The following is a 15,460-nucleotide window of genomic DNA, read 5'->3' as shown; positions in this document are numbered from 1 at the left end:
TGTTTGGTTGTAAACAAAAGGCCCGTTTCTAACCTGAATTATCATATCCGGGGCGCTGCCCGGCAAAAATAATCAATTCCGCGTTAAAATTCCCCGGCCCTGAGCATTTATAAGACAACAATTATCATACTTTTATTTGTCAATAAAGCCTATTTTTGTTTGTATTCAGCAATCTCAAAATCATACAGGTATGCCGGAAATTTCTAAAAAAGGCAGGCTGATGCCGGCCTCACCCATCAGAAAACTCGTTCCCTACGCAGAAGAGGCAAAAAGAAAAGGGCGCAGGATTTATCACCTGAACATTGGCCAGCCCGATATACCAACCCCGCAGGTTGCGCTTGACGCCATTCGCAACAATACTCTCAAAGTTGTTGAGTACAGCCACTCTGCCGGCAACGAATCGTACCGGAGAAAACTTGCTGAGTATTACAGGGCTCTCGACATAGATGTTGACCATACCCAGATGCTGATTACTACAGGAGGATCGGAGGCGATCCTGTTCGCGCTCATGTCGTGCCTGGACGAAGGAGATGAAGTAATAGTTCCCGAACCGTTTTATGCCAATTACAACGGGTTTACGGTTACAGCCGGGGTAAGGATCGTTCCGGTTACATCCACCATTGAAGATGGCTTTGCCCTTCCTCCAGTAGCCGATTTTGAAAAACTCATAAATAAGCGGACAAAGGGCATAATAATATGCAATCCCAACAACCCCACCGGCTACCTTTACTCAAGGGAAGAGATGGAACAGCTTGGCGACCTTATAAAGAAACATGACCTGTACCTGTTCTCTGATGAAGTATACCGTGAATTCTGCTATGACGGCCATACTCATTTCTCGGCTATGCATATCAAAGATGCCGGAGATAACGTAATTCTGATAGATTCGGTTTCAAAACGATATTCTGCCTGCGGGGTGAGGATAGGCGCCATGGTCACAAAAAACAAGGAGGTGGTATCAACGGCGGTCAAGTTCGCCCAGGCAAGGCTGAGTCCCCCTTCATTCGGACAGATTGTGGGAGAGGCAGCCCTTGATACCACGGCAGATTATTTTGAACAGGTGCAACTGGAATATGTTGAAAGGCGTAACCTGATGGTGAGGATGCTCAACGATATCAAAGGTGTTGTATGTCCCATGCCGAAAGGAGCATTCTATACAACGGCCAGGCTGCCTGTTGACGATGCCGACAGGTTCGCTCAGTGGCTGCTTAGCGATTTTGAGTACAACAATGAAACAGTTATGCTGGCACCTGCATCGGGGTTTTACTCAACACCCGGACTCGGAAGGGATGAGGTGAGGATCGCCTATGTACTGAAGACTGAGGACCTTGAAAAGGCCATCATCTGCCTCCAAAAGGCGCTTGAGGCCTATCCGGGGAAAACCATTTGATCCATTGCATGTGCCCCGGTCACAGGGGCGGGCTCCGGCGGCCGGCCCGGTGATCCTGAAAATATTTGATTTGTTTAACCTGTTATTTTATTTTTGTATAAATCCATAAAAAAAGCATCTTATGAAGAAAAAAAGTATTGAACTATTGAACAAGGCTGTTGCTGATGAACTGAGTGCAGTGCATCAGTATATGTATTTCCATTTTCATTGTGATGACCAGGGTTTTGACCTGCTGGCAAACCTTTTCAAACGGACTTCTATCGAAGAGATGATTCATGTTGAAATGCTGGCGGAAAGGATTCTTTTCCTGGGAGGCGATGTTGAAATGGCGCTTTCACATCCGGTCAAGCCGGTTCAGGATGTAAGGGAAATGCTCGACATGGCTGCAAAGATGGAAGAGGGAAGCGCCAACGATTACAACAACTGGGCAAATGAATGTGCGAAAAATGCCGATTCGGTTTCAAAGAAGCTTTTTGAAAGCCTGGTCGAAGATGAGGAAAGGCACCAGGACCAGTTCGACGATGAGACCGAAAACCTGCAGAAATACGGAGATAACTATCTTGCACTGCAGTCCATCGAAAGAAGCAAGAATGTATCAGGTACAAAAACCGAATAGTTCCTTTCTCCTGCAACAAAGAATATGAAATGTCATCGCGGGCAGGCCGGCCTACATATGGTCGCTGCCCGTTTTTTTAAACCTTTTGATAATGAGAACACTCACCCTTGTATTTTTGGTAATAATTATTCTCTCAGGCTCATGCCGGGAGAAACCGGTGGAAACGGTTATAATGACGGTCAGAGGGCCTGTTCCGGCGGCCGAACTGGGCCAGACCCTCAGTCATGAACATGTGCTGGTAGACTGGGCAGGAGCTGGTGAGACAGGTTACCACAGATGGAACAGGGATTCAGTCACCGATGTAGTGCTTCCCTGGCTGCAGGAGATCAGCGAGCTTGGCGTCACCGGGTTCGCCGATTGCTCACCGGCATACCTGGGAAGGGACCCCCTGCTTCTAAAAGAGCTTTCGCTCAGATCGGGGATCCACATAATAACAAATACAGGTTATTACGGGGCCGTGAATAACCGCTTCATTCCCCCGCACGCTTACCGGGAGACTGCCGGTGAGTTGGCCTCAAGATGGATCGACGAGTTTGAGAACGGGATAGACAATACGGACATAAGGCCTGGTTTTATCAAGATCGGGGTAAAGGAAGACACCCTGCTGTCGGAGTTGCACAGGAAACTGGTAAGGGCCGCTGCCATTACGCACAGGCGAACCGGACTGGTGATCAAATCGCATACCGGGGGCGATATGCCGGCGTTTGACCAGCTTAACCTGCTGAAGGAAGAGGGAGTATCGCCCGGGGCTTTTATCTGGACACACGCCCAGTCCGGTACCATGCCCAAAATAGTTGAAGCGGCAAGGATGGGTGCCTGGATATCGCTCGATGCAGTTAACATCTCCGCGGCAGAGGGCCCGCACGGAAACCATGACCTCTACATTTCAATGCTTTCAGAGCTGAAAAAGGAGGGACTGCTGCACAGGGTGCTCATCTCGCACGATGCCGGCTGGTATGATGCAGGTGAACCCGGCGGGGGCGGATTCAGGGGATACAGTGATATCCACAGGTTCCTAATCCCCGGGCTGATGGAAGAAGGGTTTACCGCCGGGGACATTGAGCAGCTTATGGTTGCCAATCCTGCGCGCGCATATGAGATCATGAAGAGGTTAGCGGACTGACAGAGAGAAGTGAACTGACGGACTAGCGGACTGACAAACTGTAGCGGAAAAGAGCTACTCAAAGTCGGGGTAGAGAAGATACTGCCTTCTCAGCTTCTTGAACTCCGCAACATCGTCTTTCCATGTAGCCATTATAGTCGACACATGAGCGCCTTTCTCTATCATTTCACGTACCAGGGTATTGCCGACAAGAGTATTGAAATAGCCTGTAAAGAACTCTATGTCGCGGGGCATGTTGTTGTAGGCAAAAAGCAGCCACTCAAGGTATATCTCCCGGCGTTCCAGGATCAACCGCTCCTGCACCCCCCTGAGGTCAACCCCGTTACACAACTGCCCTTTCAGAGGGGGGTTTCGTGCACCTTCGGTACTCTGCGGTGTAAACTGGAAACTGGCATTGCGCATCTCAGGATGCCCGAACACCATGAACGGAAAATCAGTACCCCGGCCCAGGCTCATTACGGTCCCCTCAAACAGGCAGACAGATGGATAAAGATAAATTGAAAGCTGGGTCTGCAGGTTAGGCGAAGGCCTGACCGGAAGCCTGTACAGAGTGTTGTGGTCGTAATTCTCGCAAAGGACATAATGCAGGTCGGCCGTAATGCCGCCATCAAGCCATCCTTCGCCATTTATCATAAGGGCAAGTTCAGCCACGGTCAATCCGTGAACAATGGGTATAGGATGCATCCCTACGAATGACCGCAGCTCCATATCAAGCACGGGGCCGTCAACATAGAACCCGTTGGGATTGGGGCGATCCAGGACCAGGAAGGAGACACCGTTTTCGGCACAGGCCTCCATCACATAATGCATGGTCGATATATAGGTATAGAACCTTACGCCGACATCCTGTATGTCGTATATGACAATATCGAGGTCTTCCATGTCCTCCGGCCCGGGTTTTAGCCTCTGGCCGTAAAGCGAAACAAGTGGCAGCCCGGTCTTTTCATCGCTGGTTGTCGATATCCTTTCACCGGCATCGGCCGTACCCCTGAAGCCATGTTCGGGAACAAACACCTTCCTTATATCCACACCCAGAGACAGCAGGCTGTCGACAAGATGGGTGCCGCCTATCATTGTTGTGTGATTTGCAACAATACCTACCCGTTTCCCCTCCAGTAAACCGAGGTACTGGTCAACCCTTTCGGCGCCGGTGGTAACATCCCGGTAACGGGGTACCTGTGACCCTGCATGGACAAGCGAGATAACCATGCATGTTAAGATCAGTAAAATCTTTTTACTCATTTTTCAAGGTAATATAGTTTCCGTCATTAATCCCGAACCGTCAGAGATCCGGTCTCTTCCGGCAGGACAAACTTATATTAATTATTTTAAAAACCTTTGCCTGCACCAACATTAAGCAGCCCGGCGTAACAAACTGATACATCATTCGAACAGACCGGGTACTGAAAGGTACCGCTCTCCGGTATCGTAGCAAAATGTAAGCACACGTGAATTTTTCGGAGCGTCCGTGAGCACTTTTGCAACAGCAGCAAGCGATGCCCCGGTAGATATTCCCGCAAAAATACCTTCCTGCCTGGCTGCCTTTAACGCATACCCGAAAGCCTCCTCCTTCTCTACGGTAACAATACCGTCTATCATATCCCTGTCAAGTACGGCGGGAACAAATCCCGCTCCGATACCCTGTATGGGGTGCGGCCCGGGCTCACCACCACTGAGTACGGGCGACAGTGCAGGCTCAACCGCAAAGATCTTAATATCAGGAAAGGCTGATTTAAGCACAACTCCGGCGCCGGTTATATGTCCGCCTGTCCCCACTCCCGTCACCATGTAATCGAGCCCCCCAGGAAAATCGGCGATTATTTCCGATGCAGTCGTTGCTGAATGTATACGGGGATTTGCAGGATTATCAAACTGCATGGGCATCCATGCTCCCTTTATCTGACCTGCGAGCTCGTTAGCTCTTGCTATTGCACCCTTCATACCTGTTTCCCGGGGAGTAAGCTCAATCCCGGCACCATATGCAGCCATTATCCTTCTTCGTTCGACCGACATCGACTCGGGCATAACAAGTATTAAGGGGTATCGCTTTACAGCAGCCACCAGGGCAAGACCGATCCCGGTATTCCCCGAAGTTGGCTCAATAATAGTTCCACCGGGTTTCAGCACCCCGCTTTTTTCTGCTTCCTCAACCATTGCCAGTGCTATCCGGTCCTTTATGCTGGCGCCGGGATTGCTCTTCTCGAGCTTGATCCAAACCTCAAAGTCATCACCAAACAACCTGTTGATCCTGACAACAGGGGTGTTGCCTATCAGACCCAGTATATTTTCACTCCTCATTATGGATTTGAGTTAAATTGAAAAATCGTCATAACTGCCTTTATCCTTGCTGTTCCTTATTTTAACGGTACTGGTGTGATATACCACCGAATGCGCGGGGACGCTCTCTGTCAGCCACACGTTGCCCCCGATAACAGAGTCATGCCCGATTGTCGTCTCGCCACCCAGCACAGTGCTTCCTGCATATATAACAACGTTATCCTCAATGGTCGGATGCCTCTTTTTCGCAGCCATACTTTTTTTCACGACCAACGCCCCCAGGGTTACCCCCTGGTATATCTTCACATTATCGCCAATTATGGTTGTCTCTCCTATCACCACCCCGGTTCCATGATCAATGAAAAAACTTTTGCCGATGGTGGCGCCCGGGTGTATGTCAATACCTGTCTTTCCATGGGCATACTCCGTCATTATCCTGGGCAGAAGGGGAACTCCGCGGCGGTAAAGCAGGTTGGCAAAACGGTATACAGCTATTGCATAAAATCCCGGGTAGGCACAGATCACCTCCTGGAGGCTGGTAACGGCCGGATCGAACCGGCAAATAGCCTCAGCATCCTTAACAAGCAGTGTATAGATTACCGGTACCTCTTCAAAAAAGCGACGGGATTGCTCGTACGGATCACCCTCCATATTGCTGTCGAGCAATATCATCAGTTTTTCGAGCTTAACTTCCAGCTCCCTGAACCTCATCCGGTACTGCTCCTTCCTGTCACAGGGATAATTGGGAAAAAGCAGACGTATAAGTCTATCTGTAAACTCCTGGGTCTCATTGATATCAGGAAGGAATTCGCTGACTGAACGGTGTTTGTCGAACAGTTTGTCTATAAAGGGATCCAGCTTATCCATATCTTTTATTAAATTACCTTATTACCGGCACATTCACAGATGCAAAGATAATAAACTCAAGCCTGTTGAGAACCACAGACAATGTTTTGTTTCAATTAACACTATCCGGGGCGCTTCGCTGAGATTTCTCACCCCGGCACAGAGATAATTGTCACCACAGCACAGATATTTGTCACCACAGCCTTGCTTTTGTCTTTGAAGCGGTTAAAATATGTATTAATTTCGCAGGCGTGCCAATACAATCATGAACATTGAACTCCACATAGCAAAACGCCTTGCCGGAGACCAGGATGGGAAAAAGACCATTTCGGGACCCATAGTGAAAATAGCAGTCGCCGGCATTGCCCTGGGCATGGCGGTAATGCTGATATCAGTTGCGGTTGTTACCGGCTTCAAGAGGGAGATCCGTAACAAGGTGATCGGCTTCGGGTCACATATCCAGATTACCAATTTCGACTCCAACATATCCTGGGAGACAACCCCGGTCAGGATGGACCAGGACTTCCTGCCCGGGATAGCACAAATACCTGAAGTCAGGCATATTCAACCATTCGCGACTAAGCCGGGTATTATACGGACCCGGGGCGAAGATATCCAGGGGGTGATACTGAAGGGTGTTGACGGCAGCTTTGACTGGTCATTCTTCGAGCAGAACATGGTAGAGGGTTCAAGATTGACGCTTACTGATACGGTTACAAGTAACGAGGCTGTGCTTTCGCGCACTGTCGCCTCGCTGCTGCGTCTGGACGTGGGTGATGATTTCGCTATGTTCTTCGTTCAGGAACCTCCGCGTGCAAGAAGGTTCACCCTGTCGGGAATCTATGATACCGGACTTGAAGAGCTTGACAAAATGTTCGTTTTGGCCGATCTCAGGCATATACAGAGGTTGAACGACTGGGATGACGACCAGGTAAGCGGTTTCGAGATATTGCTTCATGACTACGATAACATTGACCTTGTTGCCAGGCAGGTTGATGACCTTGCCGGATACCAGTTTACCGGCGACCTTACCCGATTGCGTGTCGAAAGCATAAACGACAAGTATCCGCAATTCTTTGACTGGCTAGAGCTGCTCGATATGAACGTGTGGGTGATCCTGTCGCTTATGGTCATTGTTGCAGGTTTCAATATGGTGTCGGGACTGCTGATACTTATACTGGAAAGGACCGGTATGATCGGCATACTGAAGGCCATGGGGCTTGAAAACAGCCGGCTCCGGAAAATATTCCTCTACCAGTCGGCTTTCCTCACTGCAAAAGGCCTGTTCTGGGGAAACCTGATCGGGATAGGGCTCATACTGGTACAGCACTATACCGGTTTTCTGAAACTTGACCAGGCATCTTACTTCATCCCCACTGTGCCTGTAAACCTGCGCTTATTGCATGTCCTGCTGCTTAATGCAGGCACAATGGCAGTTACAGTGGCAATGCTGGTAATCCCGTCATATATTATCGGCAGGATCGACCCGGAAAAGACGATCCGGTTCGATTAATGATGGACCGAAAAGATACCGCTGCCGGACACTGGTTCAAGATGCCCCCGTAAAATACTGAACCAAAAGGCCGCAAGCCGGGAACATAAACGCTGGCAAAGGCAAATAGTTATTTAGCCCGTCTTAAAAAAGAAATGCTTTACTTAAGATCAGAGTGCAGACGGAAATTTTTAATCACTATCTTCGACACCTGAGATTCCTTGGCGGCTGCATGAGAAATAACTTCATAAAAAGACTCGAAAAAGAACTGGGGAAAAGCCTCCCCGGTGAGCCTGCCCAGAGAAAGATGGCACCAAGGGTACACCGTGTTTTCAGAACCTCTGGAAGTGCAGGCAAAGCCGGTGTGCTGCTGCTTCTTTTTCCCCGAAAGGGGGATCTTCACATTCTTTTTATAAAGCGAACCGAATATCCCGGCCCGCATAGCGGACAGATAAGTTTTCCCGGCGGGAAAATGGAAGATGGTGATAAAACGGTTATATACACTGCATTGAGAGAGGCTGCTGAGGAGACCGGGACCGACCCGGACATGGTTACCGTTATGGGAACCCTCACGCCACTATTTATCCCGGTAAGCAACCTGGAGGTACTTCCGGTGGTGGGTTATGCAAGCCGGCAACCTCAGTTCATTATTGACCCCCAGGAGGTGGAATACCTTATTCCCGCAAGCCTTGGCGAACTGGCAGACAACAAGCTCAAAACAGAGGAGAAATTGAATGTCTCAGGGATTACCATCCGTGCCCCGGGATACCGTGTGGGAGGTGAATTTATCTGGGGCGCCACCGCCATGATCCTTTCCGAGTTTATGGAGCTGGCGGGTTTTGCTGGGCTAAATGGTCAGTAACAATGTTCCTGTAATGGTCGTAACGGTTCAGTATCTCGCCCACGTACCTGTATGGTTCATAGCCGCGGGCATACCCGTGCCTTACGACAGGATCGAGGAAGTAATCGGGATTTGACTTGTTGAGTATATAGTAATCCACGCTGCCTGTCCACCGGTCAGGGTCTTTGTCATACTTGCGGGCCAGGGCCCTGGCATCAAGAACATGTCCGAGACCGACATTATACGATGCAAGGATGAACTTGATACGTTCCTCCCTGTCGGTTATACGGTCACTCAGTATCTCGTCAAGCCATGCTATATACCTCACGCCCCCGCGGATATTCTCTTCCGGGTCATCCAGGTTCCTCACACCATACCGCCTTGCCGTTCCCGGCATCAGCTGCATCAGTCCCCGGGCACCTGCCCAGCTCTCAGCATCGTACCTGAAACGGGACTCCTGATAGATCATGGAAGCAAGCAGCCTCCAGTCCCATCCGATCTCCTCGCTGTACTTTCTGATGAGATCGTCGTATGGTGAAATCCTGCCACTGGTAAGCACATAGAAGTCGCTCTGAATTATCCTGGCCGAACGCTGGTTCCTGAAATATTTCGCATAAAGGAGCCGGTACTCTATAGTCGAACTGAAATTCCTTAGCCATTCGTTGATAGAATCCCTGAGCGTGTAATCTCCTTTCCGCACTGCCCATGCCAGGTTCTGGGTGAAACTTATAGCTGTGCCTATATCCAGGTTCTGATAATATGTCTGGTTTACCCTCGCAACATTCTCATCGCCTACCGTAATGTCAATCTCTCCCTCTGCCACCATGGTGATAAGCTGCTCTACTGCAATATCAACCTCTTTTATCAAAATGGTGTCGCCTATTTCATCCATAAGGTTCCTGAGCCTTGAAGCATAGGCCGAATTCTTCTGCACATGCACGGTTTTACCGGCAAGCTCGAGCGGAGACCTCACCATGTGGGTATCGAGCTCGGCAGCAGTCATATAGTGCCAGTCCGACGGCAACCTCTGTACAAGGACCTGCCTGGTCTGGCTGTGGGGAACCGTAAAATCGAACATCCTGCTCCTCTCCCTGGTTACTGTGAGGTTCATCGCTATAAGGTCGCACTCGTCTCCCATCAGGCAGCTGAAACTTTCATCCAGGTTATTGTTCACCACAACATCGAGCCTTACGCCAAGATGGTCGGCCAGCAGGTTGAGCATCTCATACTGGTATCCCATCGGCTCTCCCCGGTAAATAAAATAGTTGGTCGAGTTATAGTCTGTTATTGCCGTGATCCTGCCTCTCTCCGTATAATGGGGTATAATTGCTTCCTCATCTGTTACGGGAGGACCGTCACAGGCTAAAGTCATCAGGACCAGAGGCGCAAGAAAAGAAAAAAAAGTGTTGACTTTTTTCCTCCCCATGATAATATTTTTATATACTATACGAATATACAATTTTTTTTATATCCGCCTTCCGGCGGAAAGGAAAGTTAATAAACAGGTATCAGTTATAGAAAGACCAGGAAACCCCAAGCTTGAACATCCTGTGGTTCCTGGGATAATGCAGAACAGTAAAATAATCGGGGTAGATAAAACCGGCGTTCAGGTGCTCAACCTTGAAGAAACCCCTCAGTCTTTTATGCTTGAAACTGATAAAGGCATCGATATAGGGATAATTGCCGAACATGCGCTCGTCCTGCGGGTAAAATGCCGAGATTGCCGGCTGGTATGCGTATCCCTGGTAACGTGTGCTGTACCAGATGTCAAATCCTGCCTGCACTGTCAGCATACCGTCAATAAAGGAATGCTCGTACCAGGCCGACTGGTATACTGAGAGGTCAGGCAGGGGCAGCACCTCCTTGTTTCCCGAAACCTGGTATTCTGTTATATTCCTGAAGTGAAACCGCCAGAGGCTGAAATCCTTTTTCAGGCTTACATTCATTACCGGTATGACATCACCGTGCTGGCGCAGATTGGCGGTTCTGTCAAAATAGATGAAATTGTTAAGGAGCCTGAAGCTTACCGAAGCTTCAAGATCACGCCCGGGCATGAGCAGCCTGCCCCGGGCAACGCTTTCGCCGGTCCGCCTGAAATCATTGTTCCACGCGAAGTGATTTGAATAATAGGAATTCATGAAGAGGGAGGGTGTGATCTCCCTTTGCCTGACCGACGCCTCAAGAACCGACCTGTTCCTGCCCTCAAACAGGTCAAAACTGATGCCGGCATTCAGGTCATACTCCCCTGCCCTGCGCCCCTGGAAAAACAGGCTCCCCTCTCCCCATATTCCGAAAACATCGCCAATACCGCCCTGTGCAAGAGCTATCAGCGCGTTGCTTCCATACCTGTGTTCCCTCCTGTCAATAATGGTAAAGTCCGACGGTTCGGCCAGCAGAAAAGAGGCAGGCGGTTCAGTATGATCAAAATGGAAAATGGTGTCGGGCGGTACACTGTAGCTGCCCCTTTCAATTTCATTCTTAATACCGCCTCTTGCATTGAAGCTGACAATACCCCTGCTGAACGGCGGCAGTTCGACCATCACCTTGTTGGTAAGGGTTGCGTAAGCCACAGAATCGAATGTCCGTGAAGTGTTGATCAGAACTTCAGGATAAAAACCCGCCCCCGGGAAATTATCATCGTAAGTACGCCTGTACCGGTCATACCTTACAACATGGTAAAGACGGAGCCCTTCAAGCCATGAACCAGAACCGTTTTCCACAGTATCATTCTCTGTGTAAAAAAAAGGTTGCCAGGACTGGGAAATCAGAATGCCGTTATTGTTCACATAATTCCTTGCATCTATCCTGACCAGATGGTCTTCAGTTTCAAAATCGGGGTTGAGCAATGATGAAGGATCAGAAAGTCCCCCGTTCTCAAAAACCCTTGCCGAGTTGAGATTGAGGCTTGCATACAGCTGGTAGTTTTCAAGTTCGTAGCTGCCGAACAACGAAATGGCGTTGGTAACCGCATCCTGGTTCCGGTACTGGCCCTCTGAGTTGATATTGAAATACCTGAACCCCAAATTGAAATCGGGATTCACATTCTGGGTGTGCAGGATGTTGAGGATCTTCTCATTCTTGCCCCTTGGTCCGCCGGTTGAAAAATCTATCAGCGAAAACGGCCTGCGGGTATTGTAGTAACGGGTTTCGGATGATGACGGAAGATAGTGGATGAAAGGATCGATAAAAAAGAAATCTGACATGAGGCCGCGCCTGGTAAAGATATCGGGCATCGCTGCCAGTCCCATGTTCCCCAGGAAAGAGTATGCAATAGCCTCTTTGAAAAGAGGGCTGTGCACCTGGAAGGCGGTTGCCATCGTGTCGATCTCAACCCTCTCGGTCTCAGTAAACATGCCTGTAAGCCTCCATGACCGGATGATCTCGGGCTGTTCAGGCGGCACTGGCCGGTCTGACTGCTGTTCAGGTGGCACTGACTGGCCTGGCTGCTTTGCAGGCAGTACAATGGTCTGCATTATCAACAGGAAAAACACTGACAGTCTTATTCTGGACCCTGGCATGGAAAGATCAAAAGAGTTGTAGCTGATTTAAAATTCCAACAAAAGTAGTCAAATGGAACCAGAAAAAAAATCCCTGATCACCTTCAGCGGCAACCAGCTTCCCCGCCCGGACAGTAACACCGGCGCCTCAGAGCAGTCACAATAAAAAATCCCTGATCGCCGGAGGCAACGACCGGCTCTCCAGGTTGCTCTTTAATGCATGCGCTAGAGGGCAGTCACAATAAAAAATCCCGGATCACCTTTTAAAGGGTCCGGGATCATTTATAAAAGAAAGGCAACGACCTACTCTCCCGCTTTCGCAGTACCATCGGCGCTAATGGGCTTAACTTCTCTGTTCGGAATGGGAAGAGGTGGAACCCCATTGCTATAGTCACCTTAAAAAGTTCGCATGATTGTTTATCTCATGCTTCAATAAGATTGACATGCCGGATGAGCAAATAATTCAGTAACAGTAAACACTTAAGAAAGCTACCGGGTAATTAGTACTGCTCGGCTTTGACATTACTGCCTTTACACCTGCAGCCTATCAACGTCATAGTCTTTAACGACCCTTCATGGAAATCTCATCTTGAGGTGAGCTTCGCGCTTAGATGCTTTCAGCGCTTATCTCTTCCGAACTTAGCTACTCTGCGATGCAGCTGGCGCCACAACAGATCCACCAGAGGTTCGTCCGACCCGGTCCTCTCGTACTAAGGTCAGCTCCTCTCAAATTTCCTACGCCCACAACAGATAGGGACCGAACTGTCTCACGACGTTCTGAACCCAGCTCGCGTGCCACTTTAATCGGCGAACAGCCGAACCCTTGGGACCTTCTCCAGCCCCAGGATGTGACGAGCCGACATCGAGGTGCCAAACCTCCCCGTCGATATGAGCTCTTGGGGGAGATCAGCCTGTTATCCCCGGCGTACCTTTTATCCTTTGAGCGATGGCCCTTCCATACGGAACCACCGGATCACTATGCTCTACTTTCGTACCTGATCGACTTGTAGGTCTCACAGTCAAGCACCCTTGTGCCATTGCACTCTGCGCATGGTTACCATTCATGCTGAGGGTACCTTTAGAAGCCTCCGTTACTCTTTTGGAGGCGACCACCCCAGTCAAACTACCCACCAAACACTGTCTTCCGTTCCCGGAATTAGATTCCAGGCAAGCAAAGGGTGGTATTTCAAGGTTGACTCCACGACTCCTGGCGAAGCCACTTCATAGTCTCCCACCTATCCTACACATTACTTACCCAAAACCAATGTTAAGTTGCAGTAAAGGTGCACGGGGTCTTTCCGTCCCGTTGCGGGTATCCGGCATCTTCACCGGAATTACAATTTCACCGAGCTCATGGCTGAGACAGTGCCCAGATCGTTACACCATTCGTGCAGGTCGGAACTTACCCGACAAGGAATTTCGCTACCTTAGGACCGTTATAGTTACGGCCGCCGTTTACTGGGGCTTCAATTCAATGCTTCGCCTTGCGACTAACATCTCCTCTTAACCTTCCAGCACCGGGCAGGTGTCAGGCCTTATACTTCATCTTTCGATTTTGCAAAGCCTTGTGTTTTTGATAAACAGTCGCCTGGGCCATTTCACTGCGGCCCCGTTCACACGGGGCGTCCTTTCTCCCGAAGTTACAGGACAATTTTGCCTAGTTCCTTAGCCATGGATCACTCGAGCACCTCAGGATTCTCTCCTTGACTACCTGTGTCGGTTTGCGGTACGGGTACCTGATACCTGATGCTTAGAGGTTTTTCTCGGAAATATGATTACGGCCATTATCCGATTGTCCGAAGACGCTCGGTACTATCAGGTTCGACATTCTGAAGCTATTAACCCCAAAATATATCTACACCCTTCAACGTACTATTCCGTCAGTACGCAGACCTGTCACTCTTTCGTCACCCCTTCGCAGTATCAGCTAGTACAGGAATATTAACCTGTTGTCCATCGACTTCTCCTTTCGGATACGCCTTAGGCCCCGACTAACCCTGATCCGATTAGCGTTGATCAGGAAACCTTAGTCTATCGGTGGGCGGGTTTCTCACCCGCCTTATCGTTACTTATGCCTACATTTTCTTTTCCAGACGCTCCAGCAAACCTTACAGTTCACCTTCAACGCAGACTGGAATGCTCCCCTACCAAATAATAATAAATTATTACTTCCATTGCTTCGGTAATATGCTTATGCCCGTTTATTATCCACGCACAACCGCTCGACTAGTGAGCTGTTACGCACTCTTTAAATGAATGGCTGCTTCCAAGCCAACATCCTAGCTGTCAGAGCAGTCGCACAACGTTTAAACAACTTAGCATATATTTGGGGACCTTAGCAGATGGTCTGGGTTCTTTCCCTCTCGGCGCTGGACCTTAGCACCCAACGCCTCACTCCCGTGAAGCATGTCATAGCATTCGGAGTTTGTCAGGGGTTGATAGGCGGTGAAGCCCTCTAGCCCTATCAGTAGCTCTACCTCTATGACACTCGTACACGAGGCTGCACCAAAATGCATTTCGGGGAGTACGAGCTATTTCTCAGTTTGATTAGCCTTTCACCCCTACCCACAGCTCATCCAAAAGCTTTTCAACGCTTACTGGTTCGGTCCTCCATTCCGTGTTACCGGAACTTCAACCTGGCCATGGGTAGATCACAAAGTTTCGCGTCTACCCCCACTAACTATGGCGCCCTGTTCAGACTCGCTTTCGCTTCGGCTCCGGACCTGTGGCCCTTAACCTCGCTAGTGAGGAGTAACTCGTAGGCTCATTATGCAAAAGGCACGCAGTCACCACGATAAATCGCGGCTCCTACAGCTTGTAAGCGTATGGTTTCAGGGTCTCTTTCACTCTCCTGTTCGGAGTACTTTTCACCTTTCCCTCACGGTACTAGTTCACTATCGGTCTCTCAGGAGTATTTAGCCTTACCAGATGGTCCTGGCAGATTCACGCAAGATTTCTCGTGTCCCGCGCTACTCAGGATACTACCAGGTCACTTGCTCGGTACGTGTACGGGACTGTCACCCTCTGTGGTACACCTTTCCAGATGATTCTACTTAAAACAAGCAACCTTTATGTAGTCCTACAACCCCATGATTGCCGAAACAACCATGGTTTGGGCTGTTCCCCGTTCGCTCGCCACTACTTGGGGAATCACTATTGTTTTCTTCTCCTGCAGGTACTTAGATGTTTCAGTTCCCTGCGTTCGCCTTCCGCTTACACGGAATATCCCGCCTTCAACGGGATGGGTTTCCCCATTCGGAAATCCCCGGATCAAAGGTTATTTGCACCTACCCGGAGCTTATCGCAGCTTATCACGTCCTTCTTCGCCTCTGAGAGCCTAGGCATCCACCATACGCCCTTATTACTTTCTTAAATATT

The 15,460-nt window shown here is 49.5% G+C and carries 10 protein-coding genes and 2 rRNA genes; 5 read left to right on the top strand and 7 right to left on the bottom strand.

Annotated features, from left to right (window positions below; genetic code table 11):
• The first annotated feature begins 190 nt into the window (after positions 1-190).
• The 3 genes from EA408_04950 to EA408_04940 all read left to right on the top strand — a co-directional run bounded on the left by EA408_04950 (position 191) and on the right by EA408_04940 (position 3,129).
• Positions 191-1,390: a pyridoxal phosphate-dependent aminotransferase gene (locus EA408_04950; GenBank protein ID TVR73333.1), complete on the top strand. Its 1,200-nt coding sequence runs from the start codon at positions 191-193 to the stop codon at positions 1,388-1,390.
• A gap of 121 nt (positions 1,391-1,511) precedes the next feature.
• On the top strand, positions 1,512-2,006 hold the full coding sequence (locus tag EA408_04945) for a bacterioferritin (GenBank protein TVR73332.1): 495 nt from the start codon (positions 1,512-1,514) through the stop codon (positions 2,004-2,006).
• A 91-nt stretch (positions 2,007-2,097) separates the two neighbouring features.
• A complete protein-coding gene (locus EA408_04940; GenBank protein TVR73366.1) occupies positions 2,098-3,129 on the top strand; it encodes a phosphotriesterase in 1,032 nt (343 codons plus the stop codon).
• A 54-nt stretch (positions 3,130-3,183) separates the two neighbouring features.
• Here the strand turns inward: EA408_04940 and EA408_04935 are convergent, their stop codons facing one another.
• The 3 genes from EA408_04935 to EA408_04925 all read right to left on the bottom strand — a co-directional run bounded on the left by EA408_04935 (position 3,184) and on the right by EA408_04925 (position 6,273).
• On the bottom strand, positions 3,184-4,371 hold the full coding sequence (locus tag EA408_04935; protein TVR73331.1) for a DUF1343 domain-containing protein: 1,188 nt from the start codon (positions 4,369-4,371) through the stop codon (positions 3,184-3,186).
• A gap of 141 nt (positions 4,372-4,512) precedes the next feature.
• The gene (gene cysK, locus EA408_04930; protein ID TVR73330.1) at positions 4,513-5,427 is read right to left on the bottom strand and encodes a cysteine synthase A; all 915 of its coding nucleotides are present in this window, start codon (positions 5,425-5,427) and stop codon (positions 4,513-4,515) included.
• A 12-nt stretch (positions 5,428-5,439) separates the two neighbouring features.
• Positions 5,440-6,273 carry a serine acetyltransferase gene (locus EA408_04925; GenBank protein TVR73329.1) on the bottom strand — a complete coding sequence of 278 codons (834 nt, stop codon included), beginning with the start codon at positions 6,271-6,273 and terminating at the stop codon, positions 5,440-5,442.
• Between the two features lie 244 nt (positions 6,274-6,517).
• On the opposite strand from EA408_04925, the gene EA408_04920 reads away from it, so the two are divergent.
• Together EA408_04920 and EA408_04915 are read left to right on the top strand one after the other, a co-directional pair.
• The gene (locus tag EA408_04920; protein ID TVR73328.1) at positions 6,518-7,765 is read left to right on the top strand and encodes an ABC transporter permease; all 1,248 of its coding nucleotides are present in this window, start codon (positions 6,518-6,520) and stop codon (positions 7,763-7,765) included.
• Positions 7,766-7,976: 211 nt separating this feature from the next.
• On the top strand, positions 7,977-8,606 hold the full coding sequence (locus EA408_04915) for a CoA pyrophosphatase (protein ID TVR73327.1): 630 nt from the start codon (positions 7,977-7,979) through the stop codon (positions 8,604-8,606).
• Here EA408_04915 and EA408_04910 read toward each other — a convergent pair.
• The 4 genes from EA408_04910 to EA408_04895 all read right to left on the bottom strand — a co-directional run bounded on the left by EA408_04910 (position 8,566) and on the right by EA408_04895 (position 15,455).
• Positions 8,566-10,011: a lytic transglycosylase F gene (locus EA408_04910; GenBank protein ID TVR73365.1), complete on the bottom strand. Its 1,446-nt coding sequence runs from the start codon at positions 10,009-10,011 to the stop codon at positions 8,566-8,568. The two genes, EA408_04915 and EA408_04910, sit on opposite strands and share 41 nt — an antisense overlap.
• Positions 10,012-10,093: 82 nt before the next feature.
• The gene (locus EA408_04905) at positions 10,094-12,103 is read right to left on the bottom strand and encodes a hypothetical protein (GenBank protein ID TVR73326.1); all 2,010 of its coding nucleotides are present in this window, start codon (positions 12,101-12,103) and stop codon (positions 10,094-10,096) included.
• Between the two features lie 269 nt (positions 12,104-12,372).
• Positions 12,373-12,481 (bottom strand): 5S ribosomal RNA (gene rrf / locus EA408_04900).
• Positions 12,482-12,561: 80 nt separating this feature from the next.
• A 23S ribosomal RNA gene (locus EA408_04895) occupies positions 12,562-15,455 on the bottom strand.
• Between the last annotated feature and the right edge of the window lie 5 nt (positions 15,456-15,460).

It is taken from the genome of Marinilabiliales bacterium, from assembly GCA_007695015.1.
Classification (GTDB): domain Bacteria; phylum Bacteroidota; class Bacteroidia; order Bacteroidales; family PUMT01; genus PXAP01.
Note: the sequence above shows the minus strand (reverse complement) of the source record. Positions and strands in the feature narration are given on the sequence as shown.